At 43.3% G+C, this 23,924-nt stretch carries 21 protein-coding genes, 1 pseudogene and 1 riboswitch; of the genes and pseudogenes, 7 read left to right on the top strand and 15 right to left on the bottom strand.

All coding sequences use genetic code 11. From position 1 onward, the window contains the following. Positions 1 to 328 precede the first annotated feature (328 nt). The gene (locus tag BLR15_RS11830) at positions 329 to 793 is read right to left on the bottom strand and encodes a small multi-drug export protein (RefSeq protein WP_092987783.1); all 465 of its coding nucleotides are present in this window, start codon (positions 791 to 793) and stop codon (positions 329 to 331) included. Then, positions 786 to 1,655, bottom strand: coding sequence for a hypothetical protein (locus BLR15_RS11825; RefSeq protein ID WP_092987781.1), 870 nt, complete (start codon positions 1,653 to 1,655; stop codon positions 786 to 788). The genes BLR15_RS11830 and BLR15_RS11825 overlap by 8 nt, the downstream gene beginning before the upstream one ends. Before the next feature lie 169 nt (positions 1,656 to 1,824). Here BLR15_RS11825 and BLR15_RS11820 point away from each other — a divergent pair, with 169 nt between their 5' ends. Continuing rightward, positions 1,825 to 2,733, top strand: a complete 909-nt coding sequence (locus BLR15_RS11820; RefSeq protein ID WP_092987779.1) for an acetamidase/formamidase family protein — start codon at positions 1,825 to 1,827, stop codon at positions 2,731 to 2,733. A 217-nt stretch (positions 2,734 to 2,950) separates the two neighbouring features. On the opposite strand, the gene BLR15_RS11815 is transcribed toward BLR15_RS11820, so the two are convergent. The 7 genes and pseudogenes from BLR15_RS11815 to BLR15_RS11790 form a co-directional block, all read right to left on the bottom strand. Continuing rightward, on the bottom strand, positions 2,951 to 3,286 hold the full coding sequence (locus tag BLR15_RS11815) for a DUF779 domain-containing protein (RefSeq protein WP_176754156.1): 336 nt from the start codon (positions 3,284 to 3,286) through the stop codon (positions 2,951 to 2,953). Continuing rightward, positions 3,287 to 4,807 carry an acetaldehyde dehydrogenase ExaC gene (gene exaC / locus BLR15_RS11810; RefSeq protein ID WP_092987777.1) on the bottom strand — a complete coding sequence of 507 codons (1,521 nt, stop codon included), beginning with the start codon at positions 4,805 to 4,807 and terminating at the stop codon, positions 3,287 to 3,289. Positions 4,808 to 4,950: 143 nt separating this feature from the next. Further along, positions 4,951 to 6,093 carry a TIGR04053 family radical SAM/SPASM domain-containing protein gene (locus BLR15_RS11805; protein ID WP_092987776.1) on the bottom strand — a complete coding sequence of 381 codons (1,143 nt, stop codon included), beginning with the start codon at positions 6,091 to 6,093 and terminating at the stop codon, positions 4,951 to 4,953. A gap of 112 nt (positions 6,094 to 6,205) precedes the next feature. After that, on the bottom strand, positions 6,206 to 7,048 hold the full coding sequence (locus tag BLR15_RS11800; RefSeq protein ID WP_092987774.1) for an aldo/keto reductase: 843 nt from the start codon (positions 7,046 to 7,048) through the stop codon (positions 6,206 to 6,208). A gap of 110 nt (positions 7,049 to 7,158) precedes the next feature. After that, a pseudogene (locus tag BLR15_RS11795) lies at positions 7,159 to 10,167 on the bottom strand (efflux RND transporter permease subunit). A gap of 19 nt (positions 10,168 to 10,186) precedes the next feature. Continuing rightward, a complete protein-coding gene (locus tag BLR15_RS14110) occupies positions 10,187 to 10,345 on the bottom strand; it encodes a hypothetical protein (protein ID WP_176754155.1) in 159 nt (52 codons plus the stop codon). Continuing rightward, on the bottom strand, positions 10,345 to 10,935 hold the full coding sequence (locus BLR15_RS11790; RefSeq protein WP_092987772.1) for a nitroreductase family protein: 591 nt from the start codon (positions 10,933 to 10,935) through the stop codon (positions 10,345 to 10,347). The genes BLR15_RS14110 and BLR15_RS11790 overlap by 1 nt, the downstream gene beginning before the upstream one ends. Before the next feature lie 149 nt (positions 10,936 to 11,084). On the opposite strand from BLR15_RS11790, the gene BLR15_RS11785 reads away from it, so the two are divergent. The 3 genes from BLR15_RS11785 (at position 11,085) to BLR15_RS11775 (ending at position 14,501) form a co-directional block, all read left to right on the top strand. Continuing rightward, entirely contained in the window at positions 11,085 to 12,002 is a 918-nt protein-coding gene (locus BLR15_RS11785; RefSeq protein WP_092987770.1) for a DMT family transporter, read from the top strand. 412 nt (positions 12,003 to 12,414) lie between these two features. Continuing rightward, positions 12,415 to 12,516, top strand: a riboswitch (purine riboswitch). Positions 12,517 to 12,591: 75 nt separating this feature from the next. Next, complete coding sequence (locus BLR15_RS11780; RefSeq protein ID WP_092987768.1) at positions 12,592 to 13,176, top strand: xanthine phosphoribosyltransferase; 585 nt, start codon at positions 12,592 to 12,594, stop codon at positions 13,174 to 13,176. Further along, positions 13,176 to 14,501, top strand: a complete 1,326-nt coding sequence (locus BLR15_RS11775) for a nucleobase:cation symporter-2 family protein (protein ID WP_092987766.1) — start codon at positions 13,176 to 13,178, stop codon at positions 14,499 to 14,501. Before BLR15_RS11780 ends, BLR15_RS11775 begins: the two co-directional genes overlap by 1 nt. Before the next feature lie 40 nt (positions 14,502 to 14,541). Here BLR15_RS11775 and BLR15_RS11770 read toward each other — a convergent pair whose 3' ends face one another. The 3 genes from BLR15_RS11770 to BLR15_RS11760 form a co-directional block, all read right to left on the bottom strand. Beyond that, on the bottom strand, positions 14,542 to 16,074 hold the full coding sequence (locus BLR15_RS11770) for an ATP-binding protein (RefSeq protein ID WP_092987764.1): 1,533 nt from the start codon (positions 16,072 to 16,074) through the stop codon (positions 14,542 to 14,544). Positions 16,075 to 16,299: 225 nt separating this feature from the next. Further along, positions 16,300 to 16,527, bottom strand: a complete 228-nt coding sequence (locus BLR15_RS11765) for a DUF6241 domain-containing protein (protein WP_331465678.1) — start codon at positions 16,525 to 16,527, stop codon at positions 16,300 to 16,302. Beyond that, positions 16,528 to 16,812, bottom strand: a complete 285-nt coding sequence (locus BLR15_RS11760; protein WP_143003979.1) for a hypothetical protein — start codon at positions 16,810 to 16,812, stop codon at positions 16,528 to 16,530. A gap of 282 nt (positions 16,813 to 17,094) precedes the next feature. Here BLR15_RS11760 and BLR15_RS11755 point away from each other — a divergent pair, with 282 nt between their 5' ends. Further along, positions 17,095 to 17,562, top strand: coding sequence for an SRPBCC family protein (locus tag BLR15_RS11755; RefSeq protein ID WP_092987785.1), 468 nt, complete (start codon positions 17,095 to 17,097; stop codon positions 17,560 to 17,562). 290 nt (positions 17,563 to 17,852) lie between these two features. Continuing rightward, positions 17,853 to 18,854, top strand: a complete 1,002-nt coding sequence (locus tag BLR15_RS11750; protein WP_092987758.1) for a YheC/YheD family protein — start codon at positions 17,853 to 17,855, stop codon at positions 18,852 to 18,854. Positions 18,855 to 19,374: 520 nt separating this feature from the next. On the opposite strand, the gene BLR15_RS11745 is transcribed toward BLR15_RS11750, so the two are convergent. Together BLR15_RS11745 and BLR15_RS11740 are read right to left on the bottom strand one after the other, a co-directional pair. Continuing rightward, on the bottom strand, positions 19,375 to 20,484 hold the full coding sequence (locus BLR15_RS11745; RefSeq protein WP_092987756.1) for a UDP-N-acetylmuramoyl-tripeptide--D-alanyl-D-alanine ligase: 1,110 nt from the start codon (positions 20,482 to 20,484) through the stop codon (positions 19,375 to 19,377). A gap of 42 nt (positions 20,485 to 20,526) precedes the next feature. After that, entirely contained in the window at positions 20,527 to 22,152 is a 1,626-nt protein-coding gene (locus tag BLR15_RS11740; protein WP_092987754.1) for a hypothetical protein, read from the bottom strand. A gap of 262 nt (positions 22,153 to 22,414) precedes the next feature. Between BLR15_RS11740 and BLR15_RS11735 the strand changes: the two genes are divergently transcribed. Further along, positions 22,415 to 23,596 (top strand): D-alanyl-D-alanine carboxypeptidase family protein, encoded by a 1,182-nt coding sequence (locus BLR15_RS11735; RefSeq protein ID WP_331465677.1) that lies wholly within the window; start codon positions 22,415 to 22,417, stop codon positions 23,594 to 23,596. A 66-nt stretch (positions 23,597 to 23,662) separates the two neighbouring features. On the opposite strand, the gene BLR15_RS11730 is transcribed toward BLR15_RS11735, so the two are convergent. Then, positions 23,663 to 23,924: ATP-binding protein (locus tag BLR15_RS11730; RefSeq protein ID WP_143003978.1), on the bottom strand; the 262-nt coding region annotated here is incomplete at its 5' end.

The raw sequence follows: 23,924 nt of genomic DNA, 5'->3' as shown, positions 1-23,924 counted from the left end.
TCATCATCATTCTCGGGTGGTAGGATGACGTCCCGAAGGTATGTTCAAATGGCGCAAACTCAGTATCGGGAATACTTTCCACCAGGGCATTCACAGCCAGAGCGATATCATCTTCCGGAATGACGACTGCCAGATCGATTGGCAGTGTGATTTGGTTCATGTTATAATCTTTATACATAAGGTCCCTTCTTTCTTTGTTGGTGTCGTTACTTACATTGTATAAGAAGACCTTATTTTTGTCTTATATTTATATCATAAAAATTCCCCGGGGTAGAATTGTATTCTACCCCGGGGAATTCGACTTTAGGTGGGACTTTTGTCCCAACCCCTAATTCAAGAATCTGTCCAGGAACCGCACATCTTCGAGACCCAGCAGATCCATGCCGAAATATGCGAGTATCGCAAGCGGCACTGTCCATATAATTAGACTTAAAGTGATATAGAGGACAGTCTTCGTCTTGGTGGCACCGAATGAGACTGCAGCTATCGCAGCGACATGCGAACTGAGCAATATCGGACCGAATAAAACAAAACCGTAAAATCCGAAATTTTTCCAAATGCTTTCAGCCCGCCTGCTGCGTCTGGATTCTTTATTCCTTATGAACCAGTTCCTTACTTTTTCACTGAAAATGACGACAAGCACGATGGTCAGGAAATTCCCGAAAACACCCGAAATTATAGTCAGGAATACATTTGTCCCGCCTAAAACTGCGATGGGCACTGCAAATGTCGCTTCAAAAAATGGTATGGCCGCAGCTATTAATATTGTCATATAGACGACAATTTCAGACATTGTTTACCACTTCTCCCTGTTTCCTGTATATGGAATAACTGTAGTGACCCCAGTCATCACTCATTTCCCGCCAGCTGACGATCTTCCAAGGATTGTATATTTTCTGGCCGTTTTTGTTGAAATATAAGCCATCCCCCAAATAGTAACATGCATGTCTCACTGTGCCTTCATCATCTGTCCAGACCATGACATCCCCTTTTCTATTCTCACCGTGGATTAATTCATGGCCGTTTTTTCTGAGAACGGTCAGAAAATCATCCTGATTCACCCACTCAGGAAGATACTTTTCATCTTCGGTAACTGCAAACAGAGCCGCTCCGAAACAATTGCTGCCGTTCACGGTGGAAAATGAATTGGCAACAGCCTTTATGTGTTCCGGCGTATTCTTTCTTACCCCGACGACGATATTGTCTTCTTCCGCTTCCACTCCGTATCGGAGCATTTCCTCTATCTCGTGGTGTGTCAGCTGATCGACCAGACTGGATGTCAGGATGGTTTTATTTTTCAAAGTGTACTGCGGCGCCAGTTCCCCATGGTGGATGAATCCACGGTCCAGTTCGAGCTGCAGGGTCAGCAGGCTGAATTTCAGTTCTGACGGCAGGCTTTCAAAACAGCCTTTCTGCGCGATTAAGAGATGTGTCGTTTCCGGATGCATCAGCCAAAACTCATAGTGGTTGATGTATTTTATATCATTTGCAATGGGATGCTTGAGAAATTCTTTTTTACTATGTATGGCCGCCTCTTCCAAATGATTCTGAAAGTGCACGGTGCTGTCCTCTGTTAAATAAAATACATCGAAGTCGAATGTGAAATCATTGATCCACATATTGAGAATCGCTTCATCCGGCATTATTTTTATCATGTTGTCACCCTTTTTGAGCCGTCCATTATTTTTCGTCCGCTTTTATATTTTATATTACCTTTAAGGCATTAGTCCATGATAACTCACTGTTCAATTCTAAAAACTTCAAATTTTCCATATTTAAAGGTATTCTTGAAGTATCACAGTCAATATATCATGGAGGGGTTTCATGCATCATAATTTAACCAAAGACAATAAATTTTATGCGATGGACAAGAATAACGCACCTGCAGTTTACGTGGATTCGGGGGATACGGTCACACTGGAAGCGCATGATTGCTTCACGGGCCAGATCACTTCTGAAGAGAATTCCTCGAGCGGATTGAACTGGGATGAAATCAACCCGGCGACGGGACCGGTCTATATCAATGGTCTGAAGCCAGGGAATGCCCTGAAGGTGACGATCGAGAAAATTGATATCGGCGACCAGGGCATCGTGGTCACAGGACCAGAGTCCGGTGTGATGGGAGATGAATTGACAGAGTTTACGAGAAGAATTCTGCCGATCGACAAAGAAAATGATACTGTCGATTTTGACGGCTTTAAAATCCCGGTCAATAAAATGATCGGCGTCATCGGAGTGGCGCCTAAAGGCGATCCGGTTAATAATGGCACTCCGGATGCACATGGCGGCAATATGGATAATTATAAAATTACCGAAGGAGCGACATTATATCTGCCCACTTTCCATGAAGGCGGACTGTTCGGACTCGGTGACGTGCACGGCGCCATGGGTGACGGTGAAGTCGGTGTCTCAGGCCTTGAAGTCGAATCTGAAGTGACAGTCAAACTGGAAGTCGTTGAAGACATCGATATCGCACATCCGCTGCTCGTCAATGATGAAGGGGCGTTCATGAACGTTTCCGATGAAGATCTGAACGTCGCAGTCGACCAGAGTGTAAAGGAAATGATCCGATTCCTTCAGCCATATACCAAGAAATCATTGAATGAAATGGCCAAACTGATGAGCCTGACCGGCCATACACAGGTGAACCAGGTCGTCGACCCGAAGAAAACAGGCAGATACTTCGTTCCGAAATTCGTGCTGGATCATTTTGAAGTGCCGCTGTATAAGTAAAGAGATTAACAAGTACTCGTGAGCACTGCGAATACCTGTTAAAAGTCTAATAGGTACTCGTGTGCACTGCGAATACCTGTTAAAAGTCTAATAGGTATTCGTGAGCACCGCGAATACCTGTTAAAATGTTTTTAGCAGACAAATTGTCATAATTCACAAAGAAACCTGCGGCAATCCCCTCAAAAAAGGGAAAGCTGCAGGTTTTTATCAATCATAATCATTTCGGTTCGCTTCTGATATGGAACCTCACACCTCTTGGCCCTTCCACGCTGAACATGCCGCCATTGCCTTCAACGACATCCACTGTCAACTTCGTGTGTTTCCAGTATTCGTATTGCTGCTGATGCATGTAAAACTCAACGCCTTCTATTTCTCCCAGCTTGACATCAGCCGGACCAATGATGATCATATCCTTCTTCAAACACATCGGACTGGAACCGTCACAGCATCCTCCGGACTGGTGGAAGACAAGTTCGCCGTGTTCTTCTTTCAACTCTTTGATCAGATCTTTGGCAGATTGAGTCGCATCGACTGATTTGTTATCTGTCACCATTTAGAAAAATCCTTTGGCTGACTCACTGTAGCTGATCAGCAGGTTTTTCGTCTGCTGGTAGTGACTTAACATCATCTTATGGTTTTCTCTTCCGATACCACTCATCTTATATCCGCCAAATGCAGCGTGTGCCGGGTAATCATGGTACGTATTCACCCATACACGGCCTGCCTGAATGCCGCGTCCGAAACGGTACGCCTTATTCTGAGATCTGGTCCATACGCCTGCGCCCAGTCCGTACATTGTGTCGTTCGCAATTTCCAGTGCTTCATCATCATCTTTATAAGTCGCCACTGCAAGTACCGGACCGAAAATCTCTTCCTGGAAGATTCTCATCTTGTTCGTGCCTTTGAAGATTGTCGGCTCGATATAGTAACCTTCACCGATATCACCGTCCATTTCGATGACATTACCGCCTGTTAAAACTTCAGCGCCTTCTTTTTTACCGATGTCCAGGTAGGAGGTGATCTTCTCTTTCTGCTCCTGGGAAGTCTGTGCACCCATCATCGTATTTTCATCAAGCGGGTTGCCGACTTTGATCTGCTCGACTCTCTTGATGACCCTTTCCATGAACTCCTCATAAATATCTTCATGGACCAATGCACGTGATGGACATGTACATACTTCACCCTGGTTCAGAGCGAACATGACAAGTCCTTCAATCGCCTTGTCGAGATAACCGTCATCCTCATCCATGACATCTTTTGCGAATATATTCGGGGACTTTCCGCCGAGCTCCAATGTGACCGGAATGATATTCTGGCTCGCATTCTGCATGATGATACGTCCTGTCGTCGTTTCGCCTGTAAACGCGATCTTATTGATATCCTGATGAGTCGCCAGTGCCTGACCCGCTTCTGCACCAAAACCATTGACGATATTCAGGACGCCTTTAGGCACGATATCCTCTATGAGTTCCATGAAATGCAAAATTGTCGTCGGTGTCTGCTCCGCCGGTTTTAACACGACCGAATTTCCCGCAGCCAGTGCCGGCGCCAGTTTCCATGAAGCCATCAATAATGGGAAATTCCATGGAATGATCTGCCCGACCACGCCGAGCGGCTCATGGAAATGATAAGCAACCGTATCTTCATCCAGCTGTGAAATACCGCCTTCCTGTGCACGGATGACACCCGCGAAATATCTGAAATGGTCCACTACGAGCGGCAGGTCCGCATTCAGCGTTTCACGAACAGCCTTACCATTTTCAAACGTTTCAAGCACTGCGAGCTCTTCCAGATGCTCTTCCACTTTATCCGCGATTTTCAAAAGTATATTGCTGCGTTCTGTCGGAGAAGTTTTCCCCCATGACTTCTGTGCTTCATGTGCAGCCTTTACCGCATTATCCACATCCGCCTGCTTTGAGCGCGGCACCTGTGACACGACTTTCCCGGTCACCGGTGATTTATTATCAAAAAATTCACCGTCTGCCGGATCCACCCATTGTCCCCCGATGTAGTTCTGATACTTCTCTTTGATCTTATACTGAGCATTCTCTGAGTTTGGAAATTCAAATGCCATTTAATACACCCCTTTGTATAATGTAATTCAATTTTATCCCATTATTTTCAATCTTACAAACATTATGTATCCGCTTTCATAATTATTTTCTGAAAATAAAAACCCGGTGAGTTTATGCCCGCCGGGTGCGTCGATATCCATCCTCATCCAGTTGTCAGCTGCTTCTTCTTTCTCCACTCTTTTGGTATATAGACACAGTATGGTTCACTCTCCATGTAGTCGCCGGTTGCCGCATAGGCCCTCGATCTTGAACCGCCGCATACATATCTGAACTCACAGACGCCGCACTTCCCTTTATATTGATCCGGGTTGCGCAAACTTTTTAAAATCGGTGATTCTCTGTAAATATGGGACAGCTTGTTTACTCTGACGTTGCCGCAGTTGACCGGCAGCAGCCCGCTCGGATATACATGGCCGATATGGGAGATGAAGACGAAGCCGTTGCCGTCATTGACCCCTTTCGGTGCACGGCCGAGTCCATCGATCGTTCCTGTCTTGCCCGCGCTGAGTGCATCCATATATCTGATCTGTGCATCTTTGTCCGCCCTGTTCTTTCTCATCTGGTCCTGGATGACCACACGACGGTAATGCTGGGCGGCGGTCGTTTTGATATCAAACGGCACATCGTCCTTTATTTTGTTCAGCCATCTGAAGACCTGCTCGTGCTCAGCCGGTGTAATCATATCTTCATTTTTCCCGCGTCCGGTCGGTACGAGGAAAAACACGCTCCACAGCACACAGTTCAGTTCTTCGACCATGGCTTTCATCTCTTCCAGATACTCTATATTGTAGTTGGAGATGACAGTGTTGATCTGCAGCGGCATTTCAAGTTCGTTCAAATATTTGATCGCCTGCATCGTCAGATCGAAGCTGCCTTCTGTACCCCTGAAGTGGTCATGGATCTGTTTATTGTGGCCGTCAAGACTGAATGCCCAGCGGCTGAGGCCCACATCTTTCGCTTTCTGCATCGCCGCCTTCGTCACATTCGGTGTCGCGCTCGGTGTCATCGACACCCTCACGCCTCTTTCCACAGCGTATTCGGCAAGTTCAAAAACATCTTCCCGCATCAAAGGATCACCGCCGGTAAAGACAAGCATCGGATACTCCATATCGGCAATATCATCGATCAGTGCCTTACCTTCCGCCGTCGATAATTCGTAGGGGTTCCTCTTTGTCTGTGCTTCTGCCCGGCAGTGCAGACAGTGCAGTTCACAGGCCTGTGTCAATTCCCAGATGACTATAAATGGCACCTCATTAAAATCAGGTATTTTAATTCCAGGTTTCATTCCGCTCACTCCTTCATATATTCAATATAAAGGAATATTCACGATTAAACATATATATTATTTACATCTTTGTGAACAAAAAAGCCGCCGGCATTTTGCCGACAGCATCATTTTAAAATTCTTCATATTCCATAGGGTCCTGGTCGCCTATCCGTCCGTCTGCTTTCGTCAGTCCGTTCATCTGGTCCATCTCGTCAGCGGTCAGTTCAAAATTGAATATATCGAGATTTTCCTGCTGGTGGCCTTCTTCCGCCGCTTTAGGAATCGGTACGACACCCAGCTGGATATGACACCTCAAAATGATCTGTGCAACGGTTCTTCCATTGTCTTCGGCAATCTTTCTGATTGTATCATCGTGGACGACCGTCTGTCCTCTCGACAGCGGACTCCACCCTTGAGTGATGATGTCATTTTTCTGATTCCAGGCATGCATTTCTCGCTGATTGAAATACGGATGCAGCTCAATCTGGTTCACAGTCGGCAGCACCGCCGTCTCTTCAATCAGCCGGTCGATATGCTCCGGCTGGAAGTTGGAAACGCCGATGGACCTCACATATCCCTGCTCCTTCGCCTCGATCAGCGCTTTCCATGCTTCCACATACTGGTCCTGCTTCGGGTTCGGCCAGTGCAGCAGTATCAGATCAAAATAATCCAGCTGCATTCTGAAGAGAGACTCTTCCACTGCTCTGATCGCTTCATCATAGTCATAAAATGACGCCCTCAGTTTAGTGGTGACATACAATTCATTCCTGTCCACGCCGCTTCTTCTGATCCCTTCCCCGACCGAACCTTCATTATCATATTTCATCGCGGTATCAATCAGTCTGTATCCATTTTTTATGGCATTTTCAACTGATGCCGCACCGGATTCGCCTTTCATAAACACAGTACCGTAACCGATCAATGGAATCGATCCGCCGTCATTCAAAGTAAACCTGCCTGTTTCATTTGCCATTGCCATCACCTTTTTTTATATGACTTATCCGTCTCTACCTCTTTCATGTGCATATAAAACCCTTGAAAATAAAAACCATCCCCTGCCTGAAAGACAGAGGATGAAATTTATCAGTTTCTGTATTTTATTTTGTAATAGATCATATACAGGCTTGGCGTCACAATGAGTGACAGCAGTGAAGAAAATGCGATTCCTGCAATGATGGTCACCGCAAGCGGTTCGAACAGTGCATCTCCGCCGAGTGCGATCGGGAGGAGTGCGATGATTGTCGTGATCGTTGTCAGGATGATCGGTCTCAGCCTTGCACGTCCGCTTTCGACGATTGCATTTTTGATGTCGATATCACCGCTCCGGCGCCTCAGTTCAATGAAGTCGATCAGTACGACCGCATTTCTGACGACGATGCCGGCGAGTGATACCATACCCATGACACCCATGAATGACAACGGTGTCTGGGTCACGAACAGTCCGATGAATCCGCCGCTGACACTCAGGAAGATACTGAAGACGATGATCATCGGCAGTACAAGTGAATTGAATTCAAACGCAATGACAAGATAAACGAGCACGACGATGACTGCAAACAGAACGCCGATTTCGACGAAGAAATCCGTCTGGTCGGTCGATTCACCGCCGACGACCGTATCCGTGCCGCCGTCAACATCTTCCGACAGACCGCTGACAATGTCCGAGACAGCGTCTTCTTCAAGATTGTACACTTCCATTGCAGCCTGACGGTCGCCGCTGTCATGGGCAATCGTCTGGTATTCAGTCGTTTCTTCAAGCGTCACAAAATCATCCAGCGGGAATGTTTCCGGCTGTTCACCTGAAAACTTGATGATTTCAATATCTTCCAGATTGTATTCATCCGCATACTTCATATTGGACTGGATCTGTTCATCTTCAACGATGATTTCCTGGACCGGTATGCCTTCTCCGAGCAGATTCAGTTCATTTTTGACCTGCGAGATGGACAGTTCCGCTTCTTCAAGCGCCGCTTCATCTATTGAATAGTTGACGGTGTCCACCGGCTGTCCCATATTCGATGTGACGATCGCACCTTCATCCTCGAGTGCATTTCTGTATGTTTCCATTGAATCCTCGAGTGTACCGAGATCTTCATTGTATACATCCAGTGTGACAGGCACACCTTCAGGCGGTCCCTGGACGATGGTGTCCATGAAGATGCTTGCTTCCGGGAATTCCGCCCTCAAGTCTTCTTCATAAGTATCGATGACTTCAGAAGCGCTCATCTGTTCCTTGTCGATATACAGTGCAAGCTGCGCCGTATGTGTGCCTGACTGGTCGAGAGAGGCACCGAACAGGTTCGGAAGACCGGATCCTGTAAACAATGTGGCGCCTTCCAGATTATCAACCGTATCATTCAAGTAGTCGATGACTTCATTCGCCCGTTCATGCGTCTCTTCAATCGTCTGTCCGTTATCATAGAGCAGATCCACAGTCACTTCAGACCGGTCCGCCTCCGGGAAGAATTCAAACGGCGTGAATCTGGCCAGCCCAAGTGACAGTACAGCAATCACAAGGACGACCGTAAACGTGATGGCCGGACGTTTAAGGAATTTTGGCATCAGTTTGTCTGCATATAAATTAGAAGCTTTCGTAAATGTCTTTCCGAAAATACCTGCATGATCAGGAACTTTCCTTATTGGAATGATATATCTGAGCGCCGGGACAAGGATGATGGCAAGGACCGTCGAAACGAGCATCGTCATAATCAGTATGCTCGGCAGTGCGCGTATGAACTCCCCGTTCGCCCCTGAAAGCAGCAGCAGCGGTGAGAAAGCGAGCACGATCGCAATCGTCGATGCGATGACCGAAGGTGCGACTTCCTTCACACCGTTGTACATCGCATCCATCTTGCCGTCTCCTTCGACCAGCCTCCGTTCGATATTATCATTGACGACGATGGAGTCATCGACCAGTATGCCGAGGGCGATGATCAGCCCGATGACGGAGATCTGGTTCAGGTCTACATTCATCCAAGGCACCGGAATCAGACCGATGAAAATGGACAGTATCACTGTGACCATGACCACGGCAGAACCGACAAATGACAGGCCGAGCGATGTACCGATGATGACAGCGACAAGCGCAATCAACAATGACATATAGAGGCCGTTGAAAATCTCTTCGACGTTTTCACGTTCCGAGGATATTGTCTCGACTGAAATATTGTCATCAAACTGGTCGGTGTGCTGCTCCACGACTGATTCGACATCTTCCGAAGTTGACGGCACATCTTCACCCTGACTTAAAAATACGGTGAATGAAATGCCTTCTTCTCCGTTATGTGCAATAATATCTTCCGGTTCTTCAGTAGTGAGTCCGATGTCCGCAATATCCGTCAGCGGCGTATCATCGTCGCCCACCCGGATGTTTTCAAAAGTTTCGACCGGCGGCATGTTCTGGAAGCTGAGACGGATGTTTTCAGTGTCTTCCGTCTGAGTGCCGAGAACTACCGGGTTGAATGACTGGTCGATCTGCTGGATGATTTCATCCGGCGTAATCTGATTTTCTTCAAGAGACTCCCGGTCAAGGTCGATATTCACAGTCCGGTCGTCATATCCTTTGACCGTGACATCACTGACACCTTCCATCTGGGTGACATCCAGTGCCAGGTTGTCCACCTGCTCCTTCAGATCTTCGAGCCCTTCTCCGTCATCACTTTGAAATATGTAACTGAGCAGCGGGAAGGCATTGCTCACACTGTCCACCTGCGGCTCTGCCGCATTTTCAGGAAGGTCACCCGACACCTATCCCACCAGGTTATTGACATCATTTTCCACCTGGTCGGGTTCGGCGCTGTCTGAAAGTTCCAGGGTGACCACAGAAATATCATCCTGTGATACCGAAGATACATTTTCTATACCTTCGATTCCGAATATGTCACTTTCTATCACATTGGTGATATTGGTTTCGATATCCGACCTGTCGGCACCCGGCCAAGGCGTCGTGATATTGATCAGATTCACTTCGACTTCCGGTATCTCCCTGTTTTCAATCGTCAGGAATGTATACACACCTGTCAAAGCAATGGTAAGAATTAAGATTACGAGAAGACGGCTGCGTTTCAATAAAATTTCAAATAAGTTATTCACATTCTAATCTCCGATTCCTTTAAAGTTCTGCTGAATAGCTCATATACAAACCGACGATGAATAACAGGGCGACTCCGATATATGACGGAATGACCCAGGCTTCAGGAATGATTGTCATCGTTCCGAACATCAGCAATGTGCCCAAAAAGAACAGGACGGTCGCCAATATTTTTCTCATTATTCGGGTTCACCCGTGATCCATTCCGTTTTTTCCTCATGCGGGATCCGGTTCACTTTGACGTCTTTTCTCATAGCCGATTCACCTAAAAATACTGCACCTAAAATTTCCTCATCCTGGCGCAGTTTGAAGAAATCTTTGACCGGTTCCGCCTGATAGGCCGGTCCGCTCTTCCAGATGGCACCGATATCCCTGCTGTGTGCTTCAAGCAGCATATTCTGGGTCGCCGCCGCCACTGCACAGACATCTTCTGTGTAGATCGCCTTTTTATTGTCCAGATCTCTCGAAAGTGCAACGATGATGATTGTCGGTGCGAGCAATGGTTTGGCGCCGACTTTCATGATCCGTTTCTCGGCTTCCGGGGAGTTTGGATCATCCGCTTTTGCCGCCGCCCACTTCTTCATGACTTCGGACAGCTGTTTCCTCGCTTCACCCTGCACGACAAAAAATTTCCATGGCTCCGTGAAATAATGGTTGGGCGCCCAGGTCGCCGCTTCAATCAGACTTTCGACAGTCTCTTTGTCGAGAGGTTCCGTATCTTTGAAAATCTTCACACTTCGTCTTGTTCTGATCGCTTCAGAAACATTCATATTTATCTCTCCTATGATAAGTATCATCTATATATTTTACTCAATTTCATAAACAGTCACAACATATATTATACATAAGTCATATTATTGCTATAATATATACGCTTGGTTAAAATTATTATAGATTACTATGAAAGTGGGCAATAATATTGTATCTTCTCATATTACTGGGCATTCTCGGAGGCATGTCTGTACCGCTGCAGACATCAATCAATGCCGAGCTTTCCAAATTTACAAGGGCAGTATTCATCACTTCATTCTATTCCTTCCTGGTGGGGACGATCGCTTTATTCTCAGTGAACCTCTTATTGAACCCTGAAAAGCTAACTGTGTCATTTTTTAGCAGCCAGGACTATTCATACATATGGTTCGTCGGCGGATTGATGGGTGTCGTCTTCCTGACGGCGAACATCGTGCTGCTGCCGAGAATCGGTGCGGCCCTCACGGTGATCGTGACAGTCACCGGACAGATGATCATCGGCATCATGATCGACACCTTCGGCTGGTTTGAAGCCACACCGCAGCCGCTTCATCCGATGCACCTCGCCGGAGTACTGTTTCTGATTTTCGGAATCATCTATATGAATGCCAATAAAAAACTTGCCGTACAAAGACAGCACTCAAGAGCCTGGGTCTTTCTCGGATTGTTTACAGGCATGATGCCGCCCATGCAGACGGCGGTGAACAGCGCACTGAGTGCGGAAGTCGACTCTGCCATTTTTGCAGCTTTCATATCATTTCTGATGGGCACCGTTACCCTGTTTTTCATCGCTCTCGCAGTGCACAGAAGACTGACATTCAGTTTCAGGGCACAAGGCGCCAAATTCAATCCGCTGCTGTTTTCAGCCGGATTGCTCGGCAGTGTATATATCGGCATGAACATCGTGCTCATGCCCCACCTCGGCGTCACACTGACAATGATGGCAGCCATTTTCGGCCAGATCATCATGGGACTCCTGATCGACCATTTCGGATTATTCAAACTGCCGAAACAGCCGATCGACAGAAGACGGATCATTGCCGTAATGTTCATTGTGGCCGGGATCCTGATGCTGCAGATATTTTAAATTTATCCACTCTTATCCGGTCACTCAGCACTCCCAGTGACCGACAAACCACTGAATTCAGTCACACAGCACTCCCAGTGACCGGCAAACTGCTTAATTCAGTCACACAGCACTCCCAGTGACCGACAAACCACATAATCCAGTCACTCAGCACTCCCAGTGACCGACAAACTGCTTAATTCAGTCACACAGCACCCCCAGTGACCGACAAACCACATAATTCGGTCACTCAGCACTCCCAGTGACCGACAAACCACATAATTCGATCACTCAGCACTCCCAGTGACCGACAAAAACTCTCAAACCGCCCAAAACACGAAAATTATATTGTAAATTTATATTGAAAACGTTATTTCGATGCACTTTATAAAAATAACCATTTGATAAGTTCGTGTTTCATGATATGATAACTTCACTAAAATTAAATTACACTCATATAATCGCGGGGATATGGCCTGCAAGTTTCTACCGGAATACCTTAAATGTTCCGACTATGAGTGGGTATCTTTCGTGACCACGCGCCCGGAGTGTACTCATCTCATGATGAAACGCTCCGGGTGTTTTTTAAATACATAGAAGAGGTGTCATTGTGGACTTGTTGAAAGAAAGAATCATGAAGGATGGTACGGCTTTATCGGATACGGTTTTAAAAGTGGACGAGTTTTTGAATCACCAGATCGACCCGGAACTGATGGTCGAAATCGGCAAAGAGTTCAAACGACGTTTCAGCAATAAAAAGATCGATAAGATTTTGACTTTGGAATCATCCGGCATCGCTCCGAGTGTGATGGCAGGCCTCGAGTTCGGCGTTCCTGTCGTATTTGCAAGGAAAAGAAAATCTCTGACTCTGGATGACGGTCTGCTGACCGCTGACGTTTATTCGTATACTAAACAGGAAACGAACAACATTGCGGTGGCAGAAAAATTCATCACTCCCGGTGATAACATTTTAATCATCGATGACTTTCTGGCGAACGGTGAGGCTGCGAATGCACTCATTCATATTGTTAAGAAGGCACAGGCGAATGTGTCTGGAATCGGAATCGTGATAGAAAAATCATTCCAGAAAGGCGGCAGGGAACTGCGTGACAACGGCTATCATGTGGAATCACTGGCACGCATTGAATCTCTCAGTGAAGGCAGCATCAAATTTTTAGACGAGGTAACAAACTGATGCAGCTGGCGAAAACCAAACAGTTGTCACTCGGCTTCCAGCACGTTTTGGCGATGTATGCAGGTGCAGTCGTCGTTCCGCTCATCGTCGGCAATGCACTCGGCCTGACTGCAGCCCAGCTTACATATCTGATCGCAATCGACATCATGATGTGCGGTGTCGCGACAATACTGCAGGTGTGGAAGAAGAAGTTTTCAGGCATCGGTCTGCCTGTCGTACTGGGATGTACTTTCACAGCCGTCGGCCCGATGATTGCGATCGGCAATACGTACGGTATTCCGGCAATTTACGGCTCCATTCTGGTTGCCGGTCTTTTTGTCGTATTGATAGCGGCATTTTTCAGTAAGATTGTCAAATTGTTTCCGCCGGTCGTCACCGGCACCGTAATCACAATAATCGGCATCACTCTAGTACCGGTCGCAATGAACGATATCGCCGGCGGCCAGGGCAGCACGGATTACGGCTCAATGGCCAACCTTGCCCTCGGCTTCGGTACTCTCGCCGTCATACTGGTTTTATTCCGGTTCGGTAAAGGGTTCATGAAGTCAATCGCCATATTATCCGGAATCGTCATCGGGACGATCGGCGCCTCATTTATGGGTATGGTCGATTTCAGTGCAGTCGGTGAAGCTTCATGGCTCCATCTGCCACAGGTCTTTTTCTTCGGCGTTCCGGAATTTCATCTGGTGCCGATTCTGACGATGATGCTTGTCGTCACAGTCGGCCTGATAGAAGCGACAGGTGTTTATTTTGCTTTGGGAGATATTACAGACAGTGAAGTGAACAGCAGCGATTTGAAGCGGGGGTATCGTGCTGAAAGCATCGCAATCATTTTGGGCGGACTCTTCAACGCTTTCCCCTACACGACATATTCACAGAATGTCGGTCTCATCCAGCTGTCCGGTGTGAAAAGCAACCAGATTATCTATATCGCAGGCGGCATGCTGATACTGCTCGGCCTGGTACCGAAAATCGGCGCGATTACCATCGCCATTCCGACTTCAGTGCTCGGCGGTGCGATGCTCGCGATGTTCGGCATGGTGATTGCATACGGCATCAAGATGCTCAGCCGCGTGGACTTCAGAGATCAGAGAAACCTGATGATCATGGCAGTCTCCATCGGCATGGGCCTCGGCGTCACAGTCGTCCCCGAAATGTTTGCGATCGTTCCCGAAAACCTCAAGGTAGTGACTGAAAGTGGCATAGTGATGGGCAGTCTGACCGCCATCATATTGAACTTCATCTATCATATCGGTGATATGGGCTACTTGAGATCCAGAAACAATGATGAGGCGTCACTGTCCAAAGAACATGTGACGGAATAGAAAAATGGCAGCAGATCATGTTGGATCTGCTGCCATTTTTCTATAACTTGCTCTCTTCACTTTTCAGTTCTGCGAGTTCTTTTTTCAATTCAATAATCTCTTCTTTCATTGTCATGCTTTCTTTTTTCAGGCGATTTACGGCACCCATGCCGATACTTTCAGATGCTTCAAACTTGTACATCATTAAAGAATCCCACTCATTCTGGGCAATGACTTTAATATCGAGTTTCGGTGCGATTTTCAGCAGGTTCTCCATAAACTCTGTAAGATGCTTTGTTGTTCCGGCCACGACAAGCCTGCCTTTGCCATTTTTCAGCATTTTGAGATGTCCGCCCAGCCGGTGTCCGACCGCAGAATTGGATATGATGTTTTTATAGTACTTCACATCTCCCGTCAGTTCCATATGGACATTCTCAATCTTTTCTTTCGGTATCGGCGGTAATACCACTTCTTTGACGATGCCTTGTTTCAGAAAACGGAAAATCTTATCAAAGTCGAAAGTGAAATAATCATTTATCCCCTTATCGACAGATGCCGTCTCCGGGAAATAGTAATCCAGTATATTTTTTGATACATCCCTGGATTCTCCGTAGATCGGAAACATATGACCGCCGAGATCCGGCCTGCAGTTGATCTCGAGCACTTTATTCGTATCTTTTTCTTCGTCCCTGATGATATCGACCCCGCCCATGTTCATACCGGGGATGCTCTTAACGGCATTGACTGCTGTCATTTTGTAGTCTTTTGAAACCTCATCGGTGATATCCACCGTATCTGATGCATCTTTGGCGAAAGTGCTGTCGGTCAGATTGATCTTTTCACCTTTTTCCAGAACCGTCTCAAGGTCATGACCCTGCACGCCGATATAACCGATCAGTTTATCATCTATATTGATCTTACTGCCGCTGAGATGCGGATTCAGACCACGCTGATGATTCTTCAAGCCGATCAACTGTTCTATAGTATGTTCGCCGTCACCTTCTACATGGGCGGCAACCCTTTTAAATGCCGCAATCAGCTGATCTTCGATGACGTAGGCCCTTGTGTCAAATCCTGTCGCATGACGTTCAATAATGATATCTTTATACCCCAGTTCTTCATGGACATACTCCAGTGCCTCTTTAAGAGCCGCCCTGTCATGCAGGTTGGTCCTGACACCTATTGCGAGACTCGCATGCGCCGGTTTGACGATGACAGGATACGAAATGGAATCGGCGTAGTTCATCGCCTCCTCAAAATCACTGTTATCAATAGTCAAGACTTTACCTTCAGGTACGGATACACCCGCTGCACTTAGATGCGCTTTCGTCTGTTCCTTGCTCTTTCCGATCTGTCTCGCTTCTTTTGCGACTTTATCACCTAAAGATAATTGAAATCTATAGACCTTGCCGCCATACGACAACTTATGGCGGATTTTAAGATGGTTTTTAACATATACCGTCATAAACCTGACCTGTATACCCCGGCGCCATGCTTCAAGCGCCATCCTGAACATGCTTATGCTCGGACCCTGCGCATTTACAGGGTGATTCAACATGATATCTTTTGTAAAATCAAGTTCTTTTAACGTCATAACGATTCTCCTCTTCACAAAGCGATGGATTTAAATGAAAACCATTTATCCATACCCTATTTCTCTATGGGTAATTAAGTTTTAACATTAAACTGAAAATTAAGTATTTTAATACAATAAAGTATATACAATTTGACCGGGTGAAATCAATTTATAAATAAAAAACTGCATCCACTCCATCAGTGAATGCAGAATAATGATGCATTATGTAAATTCGAAGGCCGCTTATTCGAAATGCCTCTCAATGTATGCAGATTCTTCACTTTCACTCATCAGCCCGTATGCTTTTCCGACGGTGCCATTGTTCGCATTCCATATCGTATTGTGTACTTCAACGGCATTATCGAAATGATCGTCCTGCCAGGCTTCCAGTGTTTCGATATAAAAATCACGATATTCATATGAAGATTCTTCAGCGGTATCAATCATTTCACTGATACGTTCATCCGTAATTTAAAGGTGTCCCCATTTCCGGTCGGCTTTCACTTTTTGATGTGACATATGATGCAGATCATCCGAAAAAGCTTTTTCACTCGGCAATCCGTCTTTTGGAACATCGGATACATTGAATTCTATATCCGCAGGCGAACCGCTGCCGCCCTGCCCCGCTTCAGTTTCGATATCATTCGGGCCGGACAGATTCAAAGCAGTCCCTTCCTTAGAACCCGACTGGGTACTGTCTAAGAAAAACATTGCGATAAAAACCCCTGCACCCAGAGTCAATAGCATAATCGCCACTGCAGCAAACTTGATAAATCTGTTGATAATAACCCCCTAAACTCATGTTGTGTTTTGTTTACCATCAGGCTCTGGATATCATTTTACTAGTTGTTATATGTATGTCAATGACATGTTTATTATTGACAGTAATAACAATGATATCCAATCATATGAAGGAATTTTCAACTAAAGATGCCGTATTGGTGACAACAGATTCCGAGTGAAAGCATCGTCATGATTCAGGCAGTGATCAGGATACTTATGATATTATATGAAAGAAATCAGGAAGGAGCAGTTCACATGAAAATGTACACTTTGACACGTTATCAAACTCTCCCCGTTACTCCCCGGGAAGCATGGGAGTTTTTCTCCGACCCGAAGAAACTGGAGGAGATCACACCGGATGATATGCCTTTTGAGATGCTCGGCGATCAGCCGCCCAGCATGTATCCGGGTATGATCATCCAATATAAAATTGAGCCCTTTCCAAACATTCCTGTAAAATGGATCACTGAAATCACACAGGTGGATGAAGGGAAGTATTTTATCGATGAACAACGTTTCGGTCCGTTCAAATTTTGGCACCATCAGCACCATTTCCGGGAAATTGAAGGCGGCACAGAAATAATTGATACAGTGAACTACATCCTCCCCTTCCGGATTATCGGACAGTTCACCCATAAGATGCTGGTGCATAAACGGCTTGAGGCTATATTCGATTTCAGACAGAAAACTTTGAGGTCACACTTCGGTGCAATAGATAAGTAAAGGGAATAACGTACTATTTTCACTATAATCGTTATTTGGCTTCAGGTTGTCCATGGCGCCTACTTGGACGTAAATCACTCTGAATATGTTCAAATATTTCCCTTTCACTTATCAGACCATATCCCGAAGGATAGGAAAGTCATTGTAATCTGATGTTTATCACAATTTTTCATCAACATTATATTCTTTTTTACCAAGAGCAATATAATAATTTTCAAATGATCTTCCTGTATGGTATATTCCTTACATGATAAGCATGTTGAATAGACAAGTAAATCAGGAGTGATAATATGATGATTGGATTTATGAGAAACGGACGCAAGCCATTCAGATTTGTCCGTCTGTTGGCCAAGACATGTGCCTATAATGATATTGATTTGATATATTTCAGTCCAAGGAATGTTGATATTGAAAATAAAACAGTAAAAGGACAGGTTCTTATCAAAAATAAATGGATGACTAAGGAAGTCCCTATACCACCATTTATAGATACAACACCTTATTGTTTTAAAAATAAAAAAGTGACTGAATTTCTCAGAGAGAACTCTACCTTATCCACAGACATTATAGGTACAAAAGACGAAATATATAATAAAATTAGAGAAGATGGAGAATTTGCCCACTTACTGATACCGACCGGGGAGTATGCAAACTTCGAAGAGTTTCTGGATTTTCTAAATAAGCATAAAACAATAGTAATAAAATCAAAAGCCGGTCTCCGCGGCCATAATATCTATATGGTCAAACAGCTTAGAAGAAACAAATTTCAAATAAGCTACCAGCAGTCTGAGGAAAAAGTGAATAAAGAAAAACTCAGACAATTGTATGAAGATACCTGGCATGGCGACAGACACATACTCCAAAAATATATCATTTCCAGAACAAAATCAGGTGATCCTTTCGACTGCAGAGTCCGCCTTGAGAAGAATGGCAGAGGCAAATGGTCAGTAGCAATTTATCTTGTCCGAATCGGCTCAAATCAAAAAGTGGTCTCCAATGTTGCTCAAGGAGGCAGTGTTTCAACTCTTACTGCATTTCTTGAAGGTAATTTTTCTGAAGAGAAAGATAGATTAAAAGAATCAATAAGACGCATTGCAAAAACGCTGCCATATAAAATCGAAGAATTATTCGATGTGAACTTCAGTGCGCTTGGCCTGGATATAGGAATTGACCAGGATGCCAACCTCTATCTATTTGAGGTTGAAAATGGTCCCGGCACTGAATTCGGTGAAGGCCAGATTGCATCTGCTAAAACGGAGTACTATAGTTATATCTCAAAGAAGCTTTCATAATTAAAAAAAGTGTATCCAGATTTTATCTTCTGGACACACTTTTACTTCATTTACTTTTTCGGAATTTTTTAAAGCTGCCGATTTTTCTTACCCGTACCTTCAACCTCCAGGAATTGTTCACTTTCATAGTATTATACTCATTTTTATATGCTCTTCTTTCCTTTTTAAAAACTTCAATACGCTTTTTCAACCTTTTAAGTTTTTTCGGTTCTTCATCGACATATTTTTCCTATGTTGCAGAATGTATTTTATTGACAAAATTTGACATTATTGCCATCTATATCAATGTCATCCGGCCGCATAAACAGCAAATTCAAGCCTTGTGAACGGCACAGCATTGCAGTTAATTCAGCATATACCGATAGTTTTTTAGGCTAGTCTCATAAACCCGATAATCATTTTACAAAAACTTTCCTAAACTCTTATTTATATTTAAAAATGATTTATAAACATATAGAATACCCCTGAAAGATTGACTTCAACCTTCAGGGGATCATTTAAAATAAATTTTGATATCTACTCATTTAACTCTCTCGTACTCTGCTAACAGACGCTTTACAACTTTTTTGAAATTGGTTGATTTGGATGCCTTCAGCATTAATGCTGTATTCTCTTCGAAATTTGTAATTAATTCTTCAATCAATGCATCCATATCAGTATAATGAAATAGTCTGTCTTCGTCAAAGCCAGTATCTTTTGCCTTTTGCATAATATACCTGCTGCTCTCACCGTACAAGTATACTTTATCAAGATCTAAATCAATTAATGCCTTTCCAACTTTTTCATGACCTTCCCGGGTATATGAACCAAGTTCCGCCATATCACCTAATAAAGCTATTTTTTTGGGGCTGTCCAGATAAGTGTTCAAGACTTTCAATCCTGCAATCATTGCTGCCGGATTAGCATTGCCTGAATCATCAAGCAGACTGCGCTTGCCTTCAAGTTCATCCAATGTCAATCTTCCTCTTTGTACTTTAACAGTGCTCAGACCCTGTCTGATTTCGTTCGGTGTTAGACCGAGTTTATCTGCTATGGCAATGCCAAATAACGCGTTTACAACATTATGTTCACCGAGAATAGGCAAAAACATATATTCATCTACACCGTTCAACTTTACATGGAATTCCATGCCGCCATTGTTAAACTTGATATCCGTTGCTCTGTAATCTGCACTTTCAGTTATGCCGCATTTAATTATGTTACCTGTAAAGTATTTGGTATTTATCAATTGAGAGTACTCATCATCATCATTCAAGTACAAAGTGCCATCCGGCTTCATATACTTCATCATCTCAGATTTTGATAAAACAGTCTCATGAATTGATGTGAAATTTTCGAAATGTGCATGACCGACTGATGTGATTACACCAATATTAGGCTGAATCAATGTACATTGATTTTTACCGGTTTCTTTATTACCCATTGTCATTTCCATCACTACAGCTTCATGTTCATCCGTTATTTTCTTAACATGTCTTCTTGTAGAGCGAACAGTATTGTAATTTCTTTTAGATTTAAAAATGTCATATTTGACAGAAAGAAGTGCTGCAGTGATTTCTTTTGTCGTTGTTTTTCCAAAACTGCCTGTGATGCCTATTGTTGGCACATCCAAATATAAAGTAGTACTCATAACATGAACTCCTCTGAAAATCCGTTATCGTCATTTAAAAATTTATTTCCGCAGTTTACTTTTAATTTTTCTGACTGGTGCAGTAATTTTCCAAGACTGACTTTTTTTAAGGTCTTCAATTTCCCGCTCAAGGGCTTTAATCCTGTCATCTCTTTGTCGTACTTTCTTTTTATATGCCTGTATCTGACGTGAACTCTTGTTTTTTACAGCTTTGGCAGCTCCTGATGGTTTTGGCGGTGTATCAGATATATCTGTACGTAAATCATTGAACTTGTAACCGACATTGACACCACCATCGTGATCGGTCATTGTAATATTTTTTAAATATTTCTTTGTATTAAGATGATCATAAAAATAATATGCATCCTGGTAATTACCCACAATTATCAATTCAAATCGGCTATTATTCATTACATTAAATTCTCCGTCAAATTTCAGTCTGATAAAATGATCCCTAATGATTTTTTTAAGTTTGCTGATATTATAATCAGATTGAAAACTTATGGATTTTGACACTAGGTTTGGTTCATAACGGTGTTCAGGCAACACGATTTTACTTAGACGATTGTTCCTCAGATCATCATTCACGACCTCATAATCAAAGTAATATTTTGGAGTGGTATCACTTAGGTACTCCCCTTTTGTTTCGGGAAAATAATAGTCGATGATTGCTTTCGGAACCGGTCTTGCTTCACCCTGCATAGGGTATAGATAGTTCCTTATTCCTGGTCTGCCGTTTATGGTAAAAATTGAATAGTCTTCAGTGTTCTCATCGTATAGAAACTCTACCTCACACTGTATCAGTCCTGGTAAAAAATCAGTGATCTTAACCAGCTTATTCTTCATTGCATCAGAAAATATGTCTGTTACTTCCACAGGGTCCTTACTCCCCGCTTCAGACTTTATGGTCACTTTCTTACCTGGTTCCGGGACTGAGTCAACATTATAATTTTGTTTCTTCAATACATTTTTCAATTTTTGATCCACAGATATCTCAAGGTTGGTAATGCTTGGAATTTTCTTTCTGATATTATTACTGTCAATCAACAGTTCATTGATTGATTTGGTTCCATCACCTGTAATGTATGGTGTTTCTTTGGTATAAACCCCGATAACTTTCCCATCTACAATATATGCATAATAATGTTTACTATCAGCAGATTCTTCGATTAAAAACTTTTGAGATTTATTATCATTTAGTTCTTTTCCAATATATTCCGCCACTTCTTTTGGTCCGCCTGCAGTTTTTGTTGCTATATTTTTAGCAGGAGAAGTAAGCTTACTGATTCTTACCGGATATTTAAATTCATCGATTTTACTTTTAATCTCTTTCAGATCGGCAGTTTTTACTATCTCATTCCTGACAACCGGAACGTTTTTACCATCCAGTATCTTTCTGATTTTATGTTTATTTGATGCATTTTTTACTGACTTTTGAGAAACCTGATCAGATCTGTTATGAGTAAATTTAACGCTTTTTTGTCTGTTGCTGATTACATATCTGATAAAGTGCCTGCCCCTTGATTTTGAATATCCATTCTCAAAACTTACACTCAATCCCCTTCTCCAGGCCTCAAAGGCAAGAGTATAAGCATTGATTGATATACCATATGCCGCCTCTGGTACAGTGCCTTCAAGTTCTGAAAGCCATTTCGGATTATTATTCATACAGATTGCACTCCTTATCAGAATTGCTATTTTATTTTGGTAAATAGATGCTTTTCCAGCAGCATTTTAATGCTGTTTATCTTTATCAATTACACATTTTGATATCGTCCGTGTATATAGTACAATAAATTTTAATTAACTCTTTGTAAGTTATGAAAAGATTATACATTTTTACAGGGTATAAAATCAAATTTTAATATACTTTTCTATTTTGAAATTATTATTTCAAGAAACTGTCAACTTTTCATAGGAGGTTTTTAATATCAGCAATAAAGATCATATCACCGATAAACAGGCAACTTCCAGATTTATAGAAGAAATGAATATTAAAGCCCGGAACATTGGTATGATGAACAGTCACTTTGTAAATGTTCAAGGCTTTTTTCACGAAGATCACATATCCACTCCCAGGGATATTGCATTAATGATGCTTGAAACCATGGGTTATAAGGATATGATGAGAATAATGGGCAGAAGAAACTTCGAATGTGAAGTTGAAGGTGAAAACGCCAGAACAATCAAAGCAATTACGACAATTGAAAATTCAAGTGTTGATGATAACTATACGGTGTTAGTATCTAAAACAGGAAGAATCCCACGTGTTACTACAAATCTGGCAATTATAGCAGACACTAAAAATGAAAATACTTCATTTCTCGGTGTCGTTTTCAAAGGCAGGACGCGTTATGAAGCAATGAGACAGCTGTTTGATATAGGCAATACAGTCTTACATAGCAAAACTAAAGTAACTCCTCATGCATTGATGTTTAAAAATGGTAACTTTGATTTTGGCAATAAATACTGGAAGAATAACAGTGGGTCTTTTAACCTGGATTACCAAGACTACTATACTTATCCAGCCAGCTATATCGCGACTTCAAGAGGAATTTCAACACAGATACATACGGGTAGACTCAACTTCATTCCCGGACATAAATACTATGTTTCCTGCATGGTGAAATGCACAAGATATGAGTCAGGGACAATCGGTTTTCAATTTACGGCAATCAAAGAGTACCAAACTGTCGGTCTCCAAAGAATCTCTGATGGATGGGAAAAGATTTCCGATGTATATACAGCGGAAGAAGGTGCTTCTCTACGCAGGGTTTATTTCGGGGGAATCAATAAAGCCAACTTGGATGGCAGAATTGATAATGTAACAATCGTCGACCTTACCAAAGTTTATGGTGAAGGCGAGGAACCAACAAAATATGAAATGGATGAGCATGTCTATCATGATTTATCCGCAGACAAAGGACTCGTAATTAAAATGCCTCAATCATCAATCCCATATAATTTTGAAAATTTGAATGTACTCTTCGAGAAAAATTCAGAGGAATTGGGTTACCCTGCATCACTCACCAAATTACTGACTGCCATGGTATTTTTAGATAATATCTCTAATCTGGATCAGAAACTTATACTTGTGTCAACGGCAATTTAAAAATGTAGGTTTATGGCAATTTAGAAATGTCGGTTTTCGGCAATGCAATTTGTGGATGAATGTTGTCTAAGTTTGTTTCATTCGGTATGATTTACCTTTGATTTTATAAATCTTTACATGGTGTACCATTCGATCCAGAATCGCTGCAGCTGTTTCCGGACTCCTGAATAATTCACCCCATCCAGAAAGTGAGATATTGGTGGTGAAAATGGTTGAATGGGTTTCATACCGCATGTTCAGTAATTGAAAAATCAAGTCGGCTTCATGTCTCTGAATGGGCAAGTAGCCGATCTCATCAATGATTAACAGTTCATATCTGGCATATCGT

It is taken from the genome of Lacicoccus qingdaonensis, assembly GCF_900101075.1.
In the GTDB taxonomy this organism is placed as follows: domain Bacteria; phylum Bacillota; class Bacilli; order Staphylococcales; family Salinicoccaceae; genus Lacicoccus; species Lacicoccus qingdaonensis.
This window is presented reverse-complemented; position numbering and strand designations above follow the sequence as displayed.

Excerpts from the sequence above, each read along its gene's own strand:
- BLR15_RS11755 (WP_092987785.1), top strand. The coding sequence starts at position 17,095 with ATGAAAATGTACACTTTGACACGTTATCAAACTCTCCCCGTTACTCCC.
- BLR15_RS11805 (WP_092987776.1), bottom strand. The coding sequence starts at position 6,093 with ATGAAACCTGGAATTAAAATACCTGATTTTAATGAGGTGCCATTTATA.
- BLR15_RS11830 (WP_092987783.1), bottom strand. The coding sequence starts at position 793 with ATGTCTGAAATTGTCGTCTATATGACAATATTAATAGCTGCGGCCATA.
- BLR15_RS11815 (WP_176754156.1), bottom strand. The coding sequence starts at position 3,286 with ATGGTGACAGATAACAAATCAGTCGATGCGACTCAATCTGCCAAAGAT.
- BLR15_RS11820 (WP_092987779.1), top strand. The coding sequence starts at position 1,825 with ATGCATCATAATTTAACCAAAGACAATAAATTTTATGCGATGGACAAG.
- BLR15_RS11800 (WP_092987774.1), bottom strand. The coding sequence starts at position 7,048 with ATGGCAAATGAAACAGGCAGGTTTACTTTGAATGACGGCGGATCGATT.
- BLR15_RS11745 (WP_092987756.1), bottom strand. The coding sequence starts at position 20,484 with ATGAGTACTACTTTATATTTGGATGTGCCAACAATAGGCATCACAGGC.
- BLR15_RS11740 (WP_092987754.1), bottom strand. The coding sequence starts at position 22,152 with ATGAATAATAATCCGAAATGGCTTTCAGAACTTGAAGGCACTGTACCA.
- exaC (WP_092987777.1), bottom strand. The coding sequence starts at position 4,807 with ATGGCATTTGAATTTCCAAACTCAGAGAATGCTCAGTATAAGATCAAA.
- BLR15_RS14110 (WP_176754155.1), bottom strand. The coding sequence starts at position 10,345 with ATGAGAAAAATATTGGCGACCGTCCTGTTCTTTTTGGGCACATTGCTG.
- BLR15_RS11825 (WP_092987781.1), bottom strand. The coding sequence starts at position 1,655 with ATGATAAAAATAATGCCGGATGAAGCGATTCTCAATATGTGGATCAAT.
- BLR15_RS11775 (WP_092987766.1), top strand. The coding sequence starts at position 13,176 with ATGCAGCTGGCGAAAACCAAACAGTTGTCACTCGGCTTCCAGCACGTT.
- BLR15_RS11750 (WP_092987758.1), top strand. The coding sequence starts at position 17,853 with ATGATGATTGGATTTATGAGAAACGGACGCAAGCCATTCAGATTTGTC.
- BLR15_RS11790 (WP_092987772.1), bottom strand. The coding sequence starts at position 10,935 with ATGAATGTTTCTGAAGCGATCAGAACAAGACGAAGTGTGAAGATTTTC.
- BLR15_RS11770 (WP_092987764.1), bottom strand. The coding sequence starts at position 16,074 with ATGACGTTAAAAGAACTTGATTTTACAAAAGATATCATGTTGAATCAC.